The 15,425-nt window shown below is 62.6% G+C and carries 16 protein-coding genes; 3 read left to right on the forward strand and 13 right to left on the reverse strand.

Annotated elements, in window-relative coordinates:
* Positions 1-95: 95 nt before the first annotated feature.
* Together AB0H22_RS22450 and AB0H22_RS22455 are read right to left on the reverse strand one after the other, a co-directional pair.
* Positions 96-1,097: an NADP-dependent oxidoreductase gene (locus AB0H22_RS22450; RefSeq protein ID WP_358149111.1), complete on the reverse strand. Its 1,002-nt coding sequence runs from the start codon at positions 1,095-1,097 to the stop codon at positions 96-98.
* Between the two features lie 27 nt (positions 1,098-1,124).
* Positions 1,125-1,715 carry a TetR/AcrR family transcriptional regulator gene (locus AB0H22_RS22455; protein ID WP_180750241.1) on the reverse strand — a complete coding sequence of 197 codons (591 nt, stop codon included), beginning with the start codon at positions 1,713-1,715 and terminating at the stop codon, positions 1,125-1,127.
* 116 nt (positions 1,716-1,831) lie between these two features.
* Between AB0H22_RS22455 and AB0H22_RS22460 the strand changes: the two genes are divergently transcribed.
* Both AB0H22_RS22460 and AB0H22_RS22465 read left to right on the forward strand, forming a co-directional pair.
* Complete coding sequence (locus AB0H22_RS22460) at positions 1,832-2,668, forward strand: alpha/beta hydrolase (RefSeq protein ID WP_358149114.1); 837 nt, start codon at positions 1,832-1,834, stop codon at positions 2,666-2,668.
* A 25-nt stretch (positions 2,669-2,693) separates the two neighbouring features.
* Positions 2,694-3,548 (forward strand): alpha/beta hydrolase, encoded by an 855-nt coding sequence (locus AB0H22_RS22465; protein ID WP_358149116.1) that lies wholly within the window; start codon positions 2,694-2,696, stop codon positions 3,546-3,548.
* A 209-nt stretch (positions 3,549-3,757) separates the two neighbouring features.
* Here the strand turns inward: AB0H22_RS22465 and AB0H22_RS22470 are convergent, their stop codons facing one another.
* Genes AB0H22_RS22470 through AB0H22_RS22500 form a run of 7 tightly spaced genes read right to left on the reverse strand, consistent with a single transcriptional unit; the run spans position 3,758 to position 10,458 of the window.
* Positions 3,758-4,594: an SDR family oxidoreductase gene (locus tag AB0H22_RS22470; RefSeq protein WP_358149118.1), complete on the reverse strand. Its 837-nt coding sequence runs from the start codon at positions 4,592-4,594 to the stop codon at positions 3,758-3,760.
* Positions 4,591-6,114 (reverse strand): aldehyde dehydrogenase family protein, encoded by a 1,524-nt coding sequence (locus AB0H22_RS22475; protein ID WP_358149121.1) that lies wholly within the window; start codon positions 6,112-6,114, stop codon positions 4,591-4,593. Before AB0H22_RS22475 ends, AB0H22_RS22470 begins: the two co-directional genes overlap by 4 nt.
* Before the next feature lie 8 nt (positions 6,115-6,122).
* On the reverse strand, positions 6,123-6,983 hold the full coding sequence (locus AB0H22_RS22480; protein ID WP_358149123.1) for an alpha/beta fold hydrolase: 861 nt from the start codon (positions 6,981-6,983) through the stop codon (positions 6,123-6,125).
* A gap of 4 nt (positions 6,984-6,987) precedes the next feature.
* Positions 6,988-7,875, reverse strand: coding sequence for an SDR family oxidoreductase (locus tag AB0H22_RS22485; protein ID WP_358149125.1), 888 nt, complete (start codon positions 7,873-7,875; stop codon positions 6,988-6,990).
* A gap of 33 nt (positions 7,876-7,908) precedes the next feature.
* Positions 7,909-8,343: an SRPBCC family protein gene (locus tag AB0H22_RS22490; RefSeq protein ID WP_180750234.1), complete on the reverse strand. Its 435-nt coding sequence runs from the start codon at positions 8,341-8,343 to the stop codon at positions 7,909-7,911.
* A 47-nt stretch (positions 8,344-8,390) separates the two neighbouring features.
* Positions 8,391-9,590, reverse strand: a complete 1,200-nt coding sequence (locus tag AB0H22_RS22495) for a lipid-transfer protein (RefSeq protein WP_180750233.1) — start codon at positions 9,588-9,590, stop codon at positions 8,391-8,393.
* Positions 9,591-9,603: 13 nt separating this feature from the next.
* Complete coding sequence (locus tag AB0H22_RS22500) at positions 9,604-10,458, reverse strand: MaoC/PaaZ C-terminal domain-containing protein (protein ID WP_358149129.1); 855 nt, start codon at positions 10,456-10,458, stop codon at positions 9,604-9,606.
* Positions 10,459-10,599: 141 nt separating this feature from the next.
* Here AB0H22_RS22500 and AB0H22_RS22505 point away from each other — a divergent pair, with 141 nt between their 5' ends.
* Positions 10,600-11,592 carry an AraC family transcriptional regulator gene (locus AB0H22_RS22505; RefSeq protein ID WP_358149132.1) on the forward strand — a complete coding sequence of 331 codons (993 nt, stop codon included), beginning with the start codon at positions 10,600-10,602 and terminating at the stop codon, positions 11,590-11,592.
* On the opposite strand, the gene AB0H22_RS22510 is transcribed toward AB0H22_RS22505, so the two are convergent.
* The 4 genes from AB0H22_RS22510 to AB0H22_RS22525 all read right to left on the reverse strand — a co-directional run bounded on the left by AB0H22_RS22510 (position 11,589) and on the right by AB0H22_RS22525 (position 15,374).
* Positions 11,589-12,710: a CaiB/BaiF CoA-transferase family protein gene (locus tag AB0H22_RS22510; protein WP_358149134.1), complete on the reverse strand. Its 1,122-nt coding sequence runs from the start codon at positions 12,708-12,710 to the stop codon at positions 11,589-11,591. The two genes, AB0H22_RS22505 and AB0H22_RS22510, sit on opposite strands and share 4 nt — an antisense overlap.
* A complete protein-coding gene (locus AB0H22_RS22515) occupies positions 12,710-13,834 on the reverse strand; it encodes an acyl-CoA dehydrogenase family protein (RefSeq protein ID WP_358149376.1) in 1,125 nt (374 codons plus the stop codon). The genes AB0H22_RS22510 and AB0H22_RS22515 overlap by 1 nt, the downstream gene beginning before the upstream one ends.
* A gap of 244 nt (positions 13,835-14,078) precedes the next feature.
* On the reverse strand, positions 14,079-14,840 hold the full coding sequence (locus tag AB0H22_RS22520) for an alpha/beta hydrolase (RefSeq protein WP_358149136.1): 762 nt from the start codon (positions 14,838-14,840) through the stop codon (positions 14,079-14,081).
* A 306-nt stretch (positions 14,841-15,146) separates the two neighbouring features.
* Complete coding sequence (locus AB0H22_RS22525; protein WP_180750227.1) at positions 15,147-15,374, reverse strand: hypothetical protein; 228 nt, start codon at positions 15,372-15,374, stop codon at positions 15,147-15,149.
* Positions 15,375-15,425 lie beyond the last annotated feature (51 nt).

The following is a 15,425-nucleotide window of genomic DNA, read 5'->3' on the forward strand; positions in this document are numbered from 1 at the left end:
AGGCCGCTGAATTCGGTGCTGGTGGCTCGGCATAGCGAGGATCCGATCGACCGCGCCGCTCAGTGACTCACTGGACGGACCTCGGCACGGGCTCGTCAGTCGAGCGTGACAACGACTTTTCCGGCTTTGGCTTTGCCGTTCTCGACGTAGGCGAGTGCTTCGATTGTCTGGTCGAAGGCGAAGGTTGAGTCGAGGACCGGCCGCAAGTGACCCGCGTCATAAAGCGCGGCGAGCTCGCGAAGCTGTGTGCCACTGGCCTGCATGAAGAAAAACGAGTAGCGGACGCCGAGCTTCCTGGCGACTCTGCGGACCTTGCGACTCAGGAACGACAGCACGAACTCGAAAGGTTTGGGTGCGCCGAGTTGCTTGGCGAATCCGGCGTCGGGCGGGCCAGTGACACTGATCGCCAGGCCCCCGGGCTTGAGCACGGTGAGCGATTTCATGAGGTTCTCGCCACCGATCGAGTCGAGTACTAGGTCGTAGCCGGACAGGATCTGGGAAAAGTCCTGCGTGGTGTAGTCGATGACGACGTCGGCGCCCAGGTCGCGGACCAGCTCCTCTCTGGCGCCGTTGGCGGTGGTGGCCACGTGCGCACCGAGATGCTTGGCGAGCTGGATGACGGTGGACCCCAGTCCCCCAGCCCCGGCGTGGACGAGAACCTTCTGCCCGGGCTTGACGTGTGCCTGCTCGACCAGGATCTGCCAGGCGGCCAGCGCGACCAACGGGACCGCAGCGGCCTCATACACGGACAGGGTGGCCGGCTTAAGTGCGACATCCTCGTGGTCGATGGCGATGTACTCGGCAAACGTCCCGATATGAAGATCGCGTGGGCGTGCATAGACCTCATCGCCGACGGTGAAGTCGCGGACGCCCGCACCAACCTTGACGATCACACCGGCAACGTCGTGGCCGAGCACGAAGGGTGTCTTGTACTTGAGGAGCTGCTTGAACTCACCGTTACGGACCATGATGTCCAGTGGGTTGATGCCGGCCGCGCCGACCCGAACTAGAACGTCATTGTCGCCAACGCTCGGCTCAGGTACGTCCGCGGCGTGGACCTCGTTCTTGCCGTATCGAGCGACGACGAATGCCTTCATATGGTCTTTCCTTGCCTAAGAGGGGCTTTACTGAAGAGACTGCTCACCGTTCAGGATGATCTGCGCATTGCGGATGCCTGCATCAAGAACTTCGTCGGAGAGTTTCCGGTCGGAGACGGCGCGCGCGAGTTGCAGCGTGGCGACGAGGACCGTGATCAGTCCTAGTGCCCTGGTTCGGGCGGCGGGTGGGTCGTACGAAGACAAGTGCGTCGCGATTACGTCGACGACGGATTGGATTCCGGCGGTGTAGGAATCGCGGATCGCGTCATCGCAGCGGCCAATCTCGTCGAGTAATGCGGCCGACGGACAGCCCATGCCCGGATTATCGCGGTGATGTGGCGCGAGGTACTCGCGCACGAATTCCTCCACTGCTGCCTGGCCCCTAGGTAGTGACGCCAGGACGGCACGCTGGCCGCCTAATTGGTCAGCGATCACCTTGGCGACCAGATCGTTTTTGGACTCGAAGTGTGCGTAGAACGCGCCGTTCGTCAGGCCCGCATCGGACATCAGTGTCGCGATACCGGAACCATCGATGCCGTCCTGCTTGAAGCGCCCGCTAGCCGTCTCGATGATCCGACGTCGAGTGTCGGCTTTGTGCTCCGCGTCGTATCTCGCCACAGCTTGTCTCCTCCGTCGTCACCTGAAGCTCGTCCTTGCGGATCATATCCAATTAACTTACAGTCATAATAGTACGATCGTATGCCAATGGTGTCAACGGCGAGGAAGGACATGAGATGGCGACCTGGAAAGACACTCCGACTCGCAAGATCAACGTCGACGGTGTCGAGTTCGCATACCGCGAATTCGGCTCCAGCTCAGATGTTCCGGTGATTTTCCTGCACCACTTGACCGCGGTCCTCGATGATTGGGACCCGCGCGTCCTTGATGGCATCGCCGCGTATCACCGTGTGATTGCCTTCGACAATCGCGGTGTCGGCGCCACCGGCGGGTCGGTGCCGACCACGGTCGAACAGATGGGCACTGACGCGATCGGCTTCATACGCGCACTAGGCCTAGAACGTGTTGATCTCTTCGGGTTCTCACTCGGCGGCGGTGTCGCGCAGATGGTCGCTCTCCAGGCGCCAGAACTCGTGCGGCGCATGATCCTTGCCGGCACCGGTCCTCGCGGCGCCGGCGGCATCGACAAAATGGCAACCATCGTCGGAATCGCCTATCTGAAAGCGGCACTCACGTTCAGCGACCCCAGAAACTTTCTGTTCTTTCCCCGCACTGTCGAGGGCAAACGCGCTGCATCGGACTACCTCCACCGGCTCAAAGAACGCACCCTGCATCGGGACAAACGAATCTCGGCCCGGGCCCGCATCGCTCAGCTCAAAGCCATCCGGCACGCCGGGCTAAGCCAGCCCGATGACCTGTCGGTCATCGCCCAGCCCGTCCTCGTCGCCAACGGTGACCGCGACCTCATGGTCGACAGCAGCCACTCCACCGACATGGCACGGCGACTGCCGAACGCACTGCTGAAGATCTATCCCAACTCCGGCCACGGCGGAGTGTTCCAGCATCACCGAACCTTCGTACCCGACGCACTGGCATTTCTCGCCGAGCACTGAACGCCAACACCACTAGGAGCACAAAATGAACACCAATCACACCGTCATCACGTCTTACGTCCAAGCGCCAACTCGCACGGTCACCGCTTCAGGCGTGACATATGCCTACCGCGAATTAGGGCCGAAGGGAGGGGTTCCCGTCATCTTCTTCGTCCACCTCGCCGCCACGCTGGACAACTGGGACCCCCGGATTATTGACCCGATCGCGCAGCAGCATCACGTCATCGCCTTCGACAACCGCGGCGTCGGCGCCACCACCGGCACCGTGCCCGACACTATTGAATCGATGGCCGACGACGCCTACACGTTCATCAGAACACTCGGCTTCGACACCATCGACGTCTTCTCTTTCTCGCTCGGCGGGATGATCGCCCAAGCGCTCGTGCTGAAACATCCCGAACTCGTCCGCAAGCTGATCCTCGCCGGGACCGGACCCGCAGGTGGAAAGGGTATCGACAAGGTCGCTGGGACCACCTACTACGACATGATGCGTGCCACCCTCACCCGGGTGGACCCTAAAGAGTTTCTGTTCTTCAACCGCGACGGGATCGGGAAACGCGCCGCACGGGCATTCGTCGAGCGCCTCAAAGAACGCACTGACGATCGAGACGCGCCGATCACAGTGAAGGCCTTCCGAACCCAACTCAAAGCGATCAAACGTTGGGGGCGTTCAACTCCCGCCGACCTGTCGGCAATCACTCAGCCGACGTTCATCGCGAACGGCGACAACGACCGCATGGTCCCCACGACACTCTCCGAAGACATGCATCGCCGGATCGCCGACTCGAAACTCACCATCTACCCTAACTCCGGCCACGGCGGGATCTTTCAGTACAACCGCGAGTTCACCCCTGCGGCAATCCAATTCCTAGACAGCTGACCGGGCGGCCTCTCAGCGACAAAGTCAGCTGACGAAAACGGAAGGGAATTACCCCAGTTTGGATCAACGGCACCCAGCTATTCGCCGTGGCGGTGGCCGACGAACTCGAGCACCCGGTGCACCGTCGCAAACTGACGGCACCGAACCCTAAGCAAGAGGCTGCCAAGACAACAGTGGCCACGGTGTTCATCGAGATCGAGCTGCTGCCTTCACACTTCACCGCGGGCACGGTCCTCGTATGCCTTGCGCCGCACGTTGTCGACCTTGTCGGTGAATACGTGCTCACCGCCGAAGAGTCTGTTCAATTTTTCCGCCACGACGCGCGGCATGAACTTTTGCGAGGCCACCAGTGCGCCGGCCAACCGGGTAACTCGCACCTTCGGCCGTGGCGCGATGATGAGATCAACAATGGCGCTTGCGATATCACTGGGCTCAGCGTTCTTAATGCCCTTGATACCTGTTGTGCCCGAGGTCAGTTCGGTGTTGACGAACGACGGCAGTACCGTCGAGAAATGCACCCCCGTCGTCCGATTCTCAACGCGCATCGCGTCGGTGAAACCGACCACCGCGTACTTGCTTGCACAGTAGGTGGCGAGCCCGGCCGTGTATGTCTCGCCGGCCAGCGAGGCCACGTTGATCACGTGTCCCGATGCGCGCGGAACCATCCGCTGCGCAGCGAGTTTCGTCCCGATAATCACCCCATACGTATTTATGTCCAGGATTCGCCGGGTCACCGCATCGGGCTCGTCGACGAGCCTGCCAACCGGCATGATGCCCGCATTGTTGATCAGCACATCGAGTGGACCGAGTTCACGTTCCACCTCGTCGAGGAACGACGTGAACGACCCGAGATCGGTTACGTCCAGCCTGGATGCGAACACGTCGATATCGCTACCCGACTGCTTGACCGCCGTCTCGTCGACGTCACCGATGGCCACCCGAGCGCCAAGCGCGCGCAAGGCCGAAGCGGTCGCGAATCCGATACCGCGAGCCCCGCCGGTGATTGCGATCACCTTGCCGTGCAGGAGATTTGATCTATTCGTCATCTGTCCTTCTCCTTTGGTAGACCGAACCGGCGCAGGCCGCGCGCGCCGACGGCACGCATGGCACCGAAGACGAACCGAATCCGGGCCTTGGAATACGGAAACCACATGGGCTCATTGATCACCGGTGGCAGGCGTGGCTCGGTGATGGCGGTCTGGCGGCAGTACTTGCGAACGCCTGCATTACCGCCCCACCGCGACCCGATACCGGACTGCTTCCAACCGCCCATCGGCAGCGCGAAACTGAACAAGTTCGCGACGGCATCGTTGATATTGACCGCACCGGCGTCGAGTCGACGCGCTACTCGCTGCCCCTGGGCGCTATCTCGCGTCCACACCGATGCCGATAATCCGTAGCGTGAGTCATTCGCGAGTCGAATCGCTTCATCCGCATCGGCGACCTTGATCACCGGGATCGTCGGGCCGAATGTTTCTTCCTGGATGCAGGACATCGACTGGTCCACGTCGACGAGCACTGTCGGCTGAAAAAAGGCGCCGATGCCAGTGGGGTTACCGCCGACGGTCGCCCGCGCACCAGCCGCCACTGCCTCCTCGACATGGCGCTGGACGATGTCACGCTGGTCCATGTTCGCCATGGGCCCGATATCGAAGCCGAAGCCTCGATCGTCCTGACCCTGACGCAGTTCGCCGACACGCTGCGTGAGCTTCGTGACGAACTCGTCATAGACAGGAGCTTCGACGTACACACGCTCGATCGACACGCAGACCTGGCCGGCGTTGAACAATGCTCCCCAAGCGATGCCGTGCGCGGCGCGGTCGATGTCGGCGTCGGCCAGAACCAGCGCAGGATCCTTGCCACCGAGTTCAAGGCTGTATGGCTTCAGTTGGTCGACGCATTGCCGCGCAACAGCTTGCCCGGTCCGCGTCGAGCCGGTGAACTGTACGTAGTCGACAGCGTCGACCACTGCCCCACCGGTATCACCGCTGCCGGTGGCAACGGCGAAAACCTTTGGCGCGCCGATCTCGTCCCAGCCGCGAGCGAGTTCAAGAGCGCTGAGCGGAGTGACCTCAGACGGCTTCAGTAGCACGGCAGCACCGGCCATGAGTGCGGGCGGGATGTCCATTGCGGCCATGCCGAGTGGAAAATTCCACGGAGTGATCACGCCAACCAGCTGATACGGCCGGAACGTGGTCGTGAGCTTTTTGGTCCAGCCCAGCGGGCCGTGCGGCCGCGGCCGCACGTCTGCCAGGAACTTGCCCGTGTTGCGCGCGAAGTAGTTGATCAGATCGACCCACGCCGGCACCTCGAGTTCGGCTTCAGCGCGCGGCTTCCCGGTTTCGGATTGCAGAACATCGGCGATATGCGCTGAGTGGTCGAGTAGCCAGGTCTGTAACTCGAAGAGCCAGTAGGCACGGACCTTGTGTCCCAACGCTTCCCATCCGGGTTGGGCTCCGCGCAGCGTACGCGCTTTCTCGGCAACCGATTCCCGAGTCTCGTCTACAACCCTGCCGACGAGCCTGCCGTCGGCAGGGTTGTAGACGTTGACCGCGGTCTGCGCCATGAGCTCCTTCATGCAGGTCTGGATTCGTTGTGTGCAACCGCGGTCAGGCCGCGCGCGAAGCCCACGATCACATCGGGTGCGTCCAGTTGCGGACAGTGTCCCGCCCGCTTGAGCACCACCAGTCGGCTGTGCGGAATCACTTGGTGCCAGCCCTCACTCGATGCGAGTGCCACAAGTCGATCCCGGCCACCGTGCACGAGCACCGTAGGACAGGAGATACCGTTGATCGTTGGTTCGGCGTCGACTTCGGCCTTCATATGAAGTGCCTGTGCGAGCAGTTCGCGGGCGCCGCGACGACTGTGCAACTGCGAACTGAGGGTGCGCACCAAGGTCATGTCCAGCGCCGCCCGGTCCCCGTAGATCAGGTGACCGACGATCGTGTCGGCGCCGCGAGACCGAATGAACCGGGGAGCACAGACAGTCGCCGCCCGTAGGAGAAAGCGAACGTTCCCGGCGAGGCCTGCCCGGACCAACCGCGTCCACCCCATGCCTGGAGTGGCCGTGGGCACAATGCCGCGGATCGGAAGCCGCAGGGGTGAGGCCGCGGCGCGGACGGTCAGGAAGGAGCCGAGCGAGTTGCCGATCACGACGACCGGAGCGTGTTGACCATGCCGTGCGATCGCCTCCCCGACGAAGCGGTCCCCCTGCGGCAGCCACGCGCCCGGCCGAGCCGGGCCGGCGGCACCGAAGCCTGGCAGGTCGACCGCGACGGCGGCCTGCCGGGCTTCGGCGAACCGATTCAGGACCGGCCGCCATGCATCTGCGGAGTGGGAAAACCCGTGCAGAAGCACGACGGTCGGCCCCTCCCCTTCGACGAACAGTTCGCGTGTGCTCACACCGGCGTGGACAGCGCGTCGCTCATTGATCATGCGTTCAGCCCTCAGCCGCCCAATGATCCAGCTGGTTGGGCAGCTCGTCGAGCAGCCACGGACCTTCGGTCTCGACGGTTTCTTTGGATGTCCAGCCCGTGAGCAGGGTGATGGCACCGCCCTGGACGGCGAGAACCTTGCCGGTCAGCGGACACTTCTCGTCTGCCAGGTAGGCGACGATCGGCGCGATGTTGGCCGGGCTGAACGCATCGAACTCACCCTCGGGAACCTCTTCGGCGAAGATCGCGCTCATGCCCGGAGTCGCCAGGGTCAGGCGAGTTCGCGCGACGGGGGCGATGGCGTTCACCCGCACGCCGTAGCGCTCGAGCTCCAGGGCGGCGACCTGGGTGATCGCCGCGATACCGGCCTTGGCGGCGCCGTAGTTCGCCTGACCCGCGTTCGTGAGGAAGGTGCCCGACGCGGATGCGGTGTTGATCACGGAGGCGTTGACGGGCTTGCCCGACTTCGACTGATCCTTCCAGTACCCGGCGGCATGCCGCAGTACCGCGAAATGTCCCTTCAGGTGCACCCCAATGACGCTGTCCCACTGCGATTCTTCCATCGCCGCGACGAAGCCGTCACGCAGAATGCCTGCATTGTTGACGACGATGTCGAGTCCACCGAACTCCGAAATTGCCTGTTCAACAAGTGCCTTCGCACCGTCCCAGGTTGCAATGTTGTCGGTATTGGCTACGGCCTTACCGCCGGCAGCCACGATCTCGCTTGCGACTTCCTGCGCGGGGCCGACATCGGTACCGGCGCCCTCGTTGGAGCCGCCGAGATCGTTGACAACGACGCTCGCGCCCAGCTCGGCGAGCAGTAACGCGTGCTCTCGCCCGATGCCGCGCCCGGCACCAGTGACGACCGCGACGCGGTTCTTCATTGAACCCATATGAGTTTCCTTCTCAGAGTGAATGATCGGATGTCAGGAGACGAGGGCGGCGAGTTTGTCGAGGGACTCGTTGAGTTCCTTCGTCGATGCGCGTTCGATCGCTCCACCGATGGCGCCGACCATCATCTGACTGATGAACTCGGCATCGACAGTCGCGATGGAGGCGTCGTCACCCTTGGGTTCGACCGTCAGCTTGAAGCTGATCTTCGCGCCAGCCATACCGGTGCCCGAGAACTTGGTGCTGCTCGGGGCGTCGAACTCGTCGACGGTGAACGTGATGGTGTTCGCCATGCCCATGATCGTGAGAATTTCACTCATGGTTGCCCCCTTGGATAACTGTGCTGGTGGGGCTTCCTTCCACTTGGTGTGGACAGTCAGCCACTCCGCGAAACGCGCGGGGTCGGAAATGGTTGCCCACACCTTTTCTTGCGGTGCGGCGATCTCTTTGGACACGTTGGCCTTAGCCATGATGCATTACTCCTCTTTGGTAGGAAACAATTGCCGGATAACAGAATTCAGCGGTTAGCGGGCCGGTATGCGGTGACGACGGCGGACCCGCCCAGGCCGATATTGTGTTGCAGCGCAACCTTCGCACCGTCGACCTGACGCTTGTCCGCGGTGCCGCGCAATTGCCAGGTCAGTTCGGCGCACTGCGCAAGACCGGTCGCACCCAAGGGATGCCCCTTGGAGATGAGACCACCGGACGGGTTGACGACCCAGCGACCGCCGTAGGTGGTGTCACCGTTGTCGATGAGCTTGTGGCCCTCCCCCTCCGCTGCGAGGCCGAGCGCCTCATAGGTGAGCAGCTCGTTGGGTGCGAAGCAGTCATGCAGTTCGATTACATCGATGTCGTCCGGGGTGATCTGCGCCTGCTCGTATACGCGATTCGCCGCGGTACGGCTCATACCGGCGCCGACGAGGGTTGCCATGCTGCCCGATTCGAACGTCCCCGGCACATCCGTAACCAGCGCCTGACCGACGATCTCGACTGCCTGCGCCGCAAGGTTGTGCTTCTCGACGAATGCCTCGCTGGCGAGGACCGCCGCGCCGGAGCCGTCGGAGGTTGGCGAGCACATCGGGCGGGTGAGCTGGGCCGGGGCGTAGATCATCTTGGCGCCCGCGATCTCTTCCTCGGTGTACACGTCCCGGAACTGCGAGTATGGGTTGTTCACCGAATGGTTGTGGTTTTTGACCGCGATCCGCGCAAAATGCTCGGGAGTGGAACCGTATTTCTGGTTGTGTTCCACGCCTGCCGCACCGAACATCCATGGCGCGACGGGGAATGCGAATTCCTGAAGTTCGGCCATTGCCGCCAGATGCTGCTGCATCGGCTGCTCGCGGTCGTCGTATGTGGAGCCGAGCGAACCCGGCTGCATCTTCTCAAATCCGATCGCCAGCGTGCAGTCCGCAAGTCCACCGCGAATCGCTTGTGCGGCAAGGAATAGCGCGCTTGAACCGGTTGAACAGTTGCTGTTCACGTTGAACACCGGGATGCCGGTCAGGCCGAGGCCGTACACCGCGCGGTGCCCGGAACACGATTCGCCGTAGCAGTAACCCGCGTAGGCCTGCTCTATCAGGTCGTACGCGATTCCTGCGTCATCGAGCGCTTTGGTGCCCGATTCCCGCGTCATCGCCGGGTAATCCCAGCCCTCGCGCCGTCCGGGCTTCTCGAACTTGGTCATGCCGACGCCGACCACAAATACCTTGTTACTCATAATTTTTGCCTTTCTAGGCGAATTCGGCCAAGCCGTCAGTGATGACGAATTTCCCGGGCTTCTCGTCACCAGAGGTTTCGAACGCGTAGGTGCCCTCACGTGTGTTCCAGAACGTGCTGGTGATCGTTTCGTTAGGCCGCGCGGGCTTACTGAGCCGCACGGCGAGCCGCTTCAGACGGGCCGGATCATCCGGGGACAACTGCGACAGCAGGGCATGCGAGGTGAACGCGATCGTGCACAGGCCGTGAATGATGATGCCCGGCAATCCCATTGCCTTCGCGAAGTCATCATCGAGGTGGATTGGCATCGGATCGCCCGCCGGTTCGCTGTAGCGGAACGTCTGGTCCTCGTCAAACGTTTGGACCGCGCTGAAAGCCGGCTCGTTGTCACGCAGCGACGCGTCGAAGCTGTGTTCAGGGCTTCTCTCCCCCGCGGTGCCGTCGAACGAGCCGCCACGGAAGAAGCCGATAAAGTACTGCTCGTTCACCAGATCGCCGCGGTCGCTGCGGGTTTCCATCAGGCTCGTGACGACAACGCCAGAATCCTTGCCCTCGATACCGATCGGCTTCGCACGTACCGTCAGGATCTCGCCCGGCTCGATCGGTCGGTGGATGCGGAAGTCATGTTCACCGTGCAGGATCCGCATCATCAGTTCGTCGGGGACCACGCTCATGGTCGCGTCGGCCATCATCGCGGTGACTGGTACGACCGCGAACACCGGTGGTGCATAGGTGCCGTCCAGATGGGCGGCGATCGGATCGTTTGTTGCCTGGGCATAGGCAATTGTTTGTTCCCGCTCGACCTTGAATTCCTGTTCACCGGTCCACTGACCGAGGCGGTCGAGATTGAATCCATTGTGGTTGACCATGCATTCTCCTTGCGCAGCATCGAATCTGGTTAAGACGCTATGTGGCCGAGATCTGCGAGGCGATGACCGAAGTTCTCGCCTTCTTGACCGAACTGCTCGCGTCGGCACGGTAGTTTCATCTATGTGCCTCCTGTCGATGCGATGACCGCATATACGCTCCCGATCCAGCGGGTTCAGGCCTTCGCCGGACTGGCGTTGCGCCATGGCTGGGACGTTGAGGCGATGCTGGGCACCGCTGGAGTCTCGCCGACGCTGCTGGTAGAGGTCCGCTCTCGGGTGACGATGGATCAAGCCGGCGTCCTGTTCCGGGAGCTATGGCGCCAAACAGACGACGAACTACTGGGACTCGGACTCACCCCGGTCCCCCGCGGCACGTTTCGGCTTCTCTGTTATGCCCTCATCAGCGCGCCGGATCTCGGTGCTGCCATGCAGCGGTTCGAGGATGTCAACCGGGCGGTGCCTGGAATCCCGCCCGTCGAGCTCACGGTTCAGGGCGACATCGCCCGGCTGTCGGTCGATATCAGCGGTATTGAGCAGCCGGTCGATCTTCTGATCGATACCCTGCTCGCCACAGTGCACCGGTTCATTGGGTGGGCCATCGGGAAGCGGATACCGTTGCACCGGGTCGAGGTTCCCTACACAGAGCGTGTAGAGGTCGATGACTATGACCTCATATTCGGAGTTCCCGTGATCTTTTCGGCTGACCGGCCGGCACTGGTGTTCGACAGAGATCACCTGTCGGCGCCTATCGTCCGTGACGAAGGTTCATTGGAGAACTATCTTCGTGACGCGCCTGCGAGCGTGCTCACCTATCGCAGCTACGCGACGTCGACAGCCAGCCAGGTACGTACGCTGCTTGCGCAGGGGCTGACGGGAAACTGGTTGAGCTTCGACGAGATCGCCACCCAACTGGCGATGAGCCCACAAACATTGCGCCGCAAGCTCCGCGACGAGGGCACGTCTCCGCGGGAGATCAAAGAAGAGATCCTGCGGGACGCGGCGATTACCAGCCTGGTGCGCAGTGAGGAGACGGTCGCCGCGCTCTCGCGGCGGCTCGGATTCTCCGAGCCCAGCGCCTTCTCTCGCGCCTTCCGTCGTTGGACCGGCAGCCCGCCCGGGTCCTACCAGCACTAACTGGTTAGCCGCCCGATCTGATTTTCGGCAATCCCCCAGTCGGACAGCAGCTTAGCGACTGCCGACGAGTCCGCGGTCTGTGGTTGGGGATGGGCCGCCGGGGTGCGACTGAACCGCGGCGCGGGGGCCGGCTGGCGTATCCCCGCGACCTCAATGAATGCCTCACGAGCCTGGTTGTGCTCGTGTTCGTGTGCCTCCCAGGGGCTCAACACCGGTGTCACGCAGGCGTCGGAGTTTGCGAATACTACGGCCCACTCGTCACGCGTGCGTTCCTTGATCTTCGCCCCAATCACCTCTTTGAGCTGCGCCCATCCGGACGCGTCCATCTGGAACGGCAAGTCCGGATCGTCGATGCCGAGCGCAGCCAAAAGTTCTACATAGAAAGGAAATTCCACACACCCGACGGCGAGATAGCGACCGTCCGCGCATTCGTAGGTGTCGTAGAACGGTGCGCCACCGTCCAGTGCGTTCTCCCCGCGGGGCTGGTTCCACAAGCCGACCGCATGCATTCCGTGCATGAACGCGGTGTACAGCGAGGCACCGTCCACCATCGCAGCATCGATGATCTGTCCTCTGCCGGACTGCCCACGCTCGTACAACGCAGACACCACGCCAAGAGCCAATAGCATTCCGCCACCGGCGAAGTCGCCGATAATGTTGCCCGGTGGTATCGGGCGCTCACCCGAGCGTCCAATGAGATCGAGGGTGCCGGTTAGTGCTATGTAATTGATGTCGTGCCCAGCGGTGCTGGACAGCGGGCCCTGCTGGCCCCAGCCAGTCATCCGGCCGTAGATCAGGCGTGGGTTGCGGCTCTCCAGATCTGCAGGTCCGATACCAAGGCGCTCAGCCACCCCGGGTCGGAATCCTTCGACGAAAACGTCGGCGTGCTCTACCAGCGCATACAGCGCTTCCACGTCATCAGGGTCTTTTAGGTTCAGCTTGACGGTGCGTTTGCCTCGGTCGAGCGGACCGTCCGGCGGGGCGAGTCCGTCACCGGGTGCGCCGGCACGCTCGACGCGCAACACGTCGGCCCCCAGATCGGCGAGCACCATGCACCCGAACGGCGCTGGCGCCAGGCTGGCGATTTCGACGACCTTGACTCCTGCGAGCGGCCCCATCAGAGGGACTTCGCGATGATCGTCTTCATGATCTCGTTGGTGCCGCCGTATACCTTCTGAATGCGCGCATCGGTATAGAGCCTGGAGATCGGATACTCCTGCATGTACCCGTACCCGCCGAACAGCTGCAGGCATTCGTCGGCCACCCGGCATTGCTGCTCGGTAAGCCACCATTTCGCTTTCGCGGCCATCGGCACATCCAGCTCACCCGCGAGATGTTTGATGATGCAATCATCCAGGAAGCTCCACGCGACGGACTTGATGGTGTCGCTCTCGGCGAGCACGAACTGCGTGTTCTGGAACTTGAAGATTGGCCGGCCAAAGGCTTCCCGCTCCTTGGTGTACGCGAGGGTGACGTCGACCGTCACCTCGATCGCCGCGGCCGCGGCGACAGCAAGTACCAGGCGCTCCTGCGGCAACTGCTGCATCAACTGGATGAACCCGAGACCCTCGAACGCGCCCACCAGATTCGATTGCGGCACCCGGACCTCGTCGAAAAACAGTTCACAGGTGTCCTGGCCGTGCTGGCCTATCTTGTCCAGATTGCGTCCCCGCCGGAATCCTTCGCGATCGGTCTCCACGAGGATCAGCGACACACTGTCCACACCGTTGCTGTCTAGGTCGGTCTTCGCCGCCACGACGACCAGATCGGCGAGGTGCCCGTTGGAAATGAATGTCTTCGCGCCGCTGATCAGATAGTCGTCGCCATCCTTGACAGCCTTCGTCCTGATCGCCTGCAGATCTGAACCGGTTCCGGGCTCGGTCATCGCGATCGCACTGACGACCTCACCCGAGGCCATCTTCTGCAGCCACGTCTGCTTCTGCTCCTCGGTGCCGTAGGAGCTGATGTAGTGCGCGATGATGGCACTGTGCAGTAGGCCGCCGAAACTCGGTGCCATGGCGCGGATCTGCTCGATCGCAACGACCGCATCGTGGGCGAAGGTTCCCCCGCCACCGCCGTACTCCTCGGGAATGCTCAAGCACAGCAGGCCCAGTTCACCGGCGCGCGTCCAGACGTCGCGGTCGACAGACTGCTGCTGGCCCCAGCGCTGCTCGTTCGGCGTGCATTCCTTTTCGAAGAAGCGCCGCGCCAGCTCGGCAAGCGCGTCCAGATCCTTGTCCATCCAGGGTGAGCGATGCAACGCCACAGCAGAACTCCTTCGTCGGTATTTGGTTCCACCGACGCTATGGCGAGCTGCTCACGTGGCCAATGACCGCGACGACCACAAGTTTGACCGGACTGCTCACGCACCCGACCGCGCAGCGCCTCAGCGCGAGCGCTGCCGACTGTGCTCAGGGTTGTCGAAAGCTTCACGCCTAACCCCGGCAGTTGCGGGGACCATCACCGGACGCTGCCACCCGTTCGCGTCAGTCCGAAGCCGTGTCGGCTGCCTGGCCGAGGTGGCGAGCGAAGAACCGAGCCGAGCTGTCGCGCTCGTATTCGGGCACCGGGTAGTGCTTGCCGGAGTAGGCGTGCAACGTCTTCTCCTTCGAGGCGAAGGCGTCGAATAACGCGACCCCGGATGTGCGGTCGAATTCCTTGTCGTCCCAAGGAATCCGGTACTCGACCGGGACAACGATCCTTCCTGCAGCTTCGATCAGGGCGTCGTGGACGATGACTCCGCCGAAGCTCACGGCAGCGATCCGGGGTTCGACCGCCGTCAACATCAGCCCGGTCACGACTCCCAACGAAACGCCGCCGTAGCCGATGGGCGATTTGACGCCAATCTTGGGCAGCGCTTGCAGGGCGTCGAGGGTCGCCCGCCATTCCGGCACCGCACGCTTCGCCAGCGATATGTTGTAGTCGATGACGATCGGGGCGATCGGTTCGTCTGCCGCCCGGGTCTGGTGGATCGCCTTGGCCCACTGTTGATCCTGGAGGTTTCGAGGTCGGTCGCCGTGTCCGGGCGCGTCGATGGCGGCGACGGTGAACCCATGGGTGGCCACGCTGTGGAGTGCAGCGGCGACCAGCCCCGGCGCCTTCTTGTGCATGCCGCCGCCGTGCCCCGCCAGCAGCAGTGGTGAGCCGATTGTTCCGAATGTCGGTGACCAGAGCACGCCTGTGATCTCGTCCAGAATGAAGTTTCGTTCGATGACACCGTTCGACGATGTCTCAGAGGTGAATTGCATGGTGTTGCCTTTCAGGATTGCCTTGTTCAGGCGCTCCCGGCGACACCTACGTCTATCGCCCGACTGTGAACACGAGTGGGAGCACCCACATGGTTACTGCGTTCATGGGTCTCACCTCCTCGCGTGATGTCACGGTCTCGCGCACGCTATCAATCCGATCTGAATCCCGTCCACCCATTTTTGACGATAGGTGCGGCGTCGCGATAACAGGCGTGGCTGTTGCGAGGGATTCGATGACCGAGAGTCCGTCGAGCTGCCCGCCGGTGAGGCGGAGGCAACGCTGTGACGACAATGCGGAGACAGCGCTTAGCGTCGGCCAAAACCGGGGCCGCCAAACCCGATTCCGAATTCGTCGTCGCCGGGCCACATCCATGGCGCAGTGACGTCGTCATCGTCGGGTCCTTGCGTGCACGCCGAATCGGGGCCTAGCCCCCCAGAGAACTGGCAGTTAGGCTCGGCGCGGGCCGGTGCGGCCCCGGCTACCGCGATCGCTGTTACCGCCAATATCGCTGCGGCACACGCGCTATGACGCATTGTCTGCACCCCCTTCCTGGAGGCGAGGGCCGTAGGACTCGATAGTGACTT

The sequence above is a fragment of the Mycobacterium sp. NPDC050853 genome (genome assembly GCF_040653875.1).
In the GTDB taxonomy this organism is placed as follows: Bacteria; Actinomycetota; Actinomycetes; order Mycobacteriales; family Mycobacteriaceae; genus Mycobacterium.

Bases quoted from the DNA above. Each gene is read 5' to 3' on its own strand.
- AB0H22_RS22500 (WP_358149129.1), bottom strand. From the start codon at position 10,458: ATGGTCAACCACAATGGATTCAATCTCGACCGCCTCGGTCAGTGGACC.
- AB0H22_RS22505 (WP_358149132.1), top strand. From the start codon at position 10,600: ATGACCGCATATACGCTCCCGATCCAGCGGGTTCAGGCCTTCGCCGGA.
- AB0H22_RS22475 (WP_358149121.1), bottom strand. From the start codon at position 6,114: ATGGCGCAGACCGCGGTCAACGTCTACAACCCTGCCGACGGCAGGCTC.
- AB0H22_RS22450 (WP_358149111.1), bottom strand. From the start codon at position 1,097: ATGAAGGCATTCGTCGTCGCTCGATACGGCAAGAACGAGGTCCACGCC.
- AB0H22_RS22525 (WP_180750227.1), bottom strand. From the start codon at position 15,374: ATGCGTCATAGCGCGTGTGCCGCAGCGATATTGGCGGTAACAGCGATC.
- AB0H22_RS22470 (WP_358149118.1), bottom strand. From the start codon at position 4,594: ATGACGAATAGATCAAATCTCCTGCACGGCAAGGTGATCGCAATCACC.
- AB0H22_RS22495 (WP_180750233.1), bottom strand. From the start codon at position 9,590: ATGAGTAACAAGGTATTTGTGGTCGGCGTCGGCATGACCAAGTTCGAG.
- AB0H22_RS22515 (WP_358149376.1), bottom strand. From the start codon at position 13,834: ATGGACAAGGATCTGGACGCGCTTGCCGAGCTGGCGCGGCGCTTCTTC.
- AB0H22_RS22485 (WP_358149125.1), bottom strand. From the start codon at position 7,875: ATGGGTTCAATGAAGAACCGCGTCGCGGTCGTCACTGGTGCCGGGCGC.
- AB0H22_RS22465 (WP_358149116.1), top strand. From the start codon at position 2,694: ATGAACACCAATCACACCGTCATCACGTCTTACGTCCAAGCGCCAACT.
- AB0H22_RS22510 (WP_358149134.1), bottom strand. From the start codon at position 12,710: ATGGGGCCGCTCGCAGGAGTCAAGGTCGTCGAAATCGCCAGCCTGGCG.
- AB0H22_RS22490 (WP_180750234.1), bottom strand. From the start codon at position 8,343: ATGGCTAAGGCCAACGTGTCCAAAGAGATCGCCGCACCGCAAGAAAAG.
- AB0H22_RS22460 (WP_358149114.1), top strand. From the start codon at position 1,832: ATGGCGACCTGGAAAGACACTCCGACTCGCAAGATCAACGTCGACGGT.
- AB0H22_RS22480 (WP_358149123.1), bottom strand. From the start codon at position 6,983: ATGATCAATGAGCGACGCGCTGTCCACGCCGGTGTGAGCACACGCGAA.
- AB0H22_RS22520 (WP_358149136.1), bottom strand. From the start codon at position 14,840: ATGCAATTCACCTCTGAGACATCGTCGAACGGTGTCATCGAACGAAAC.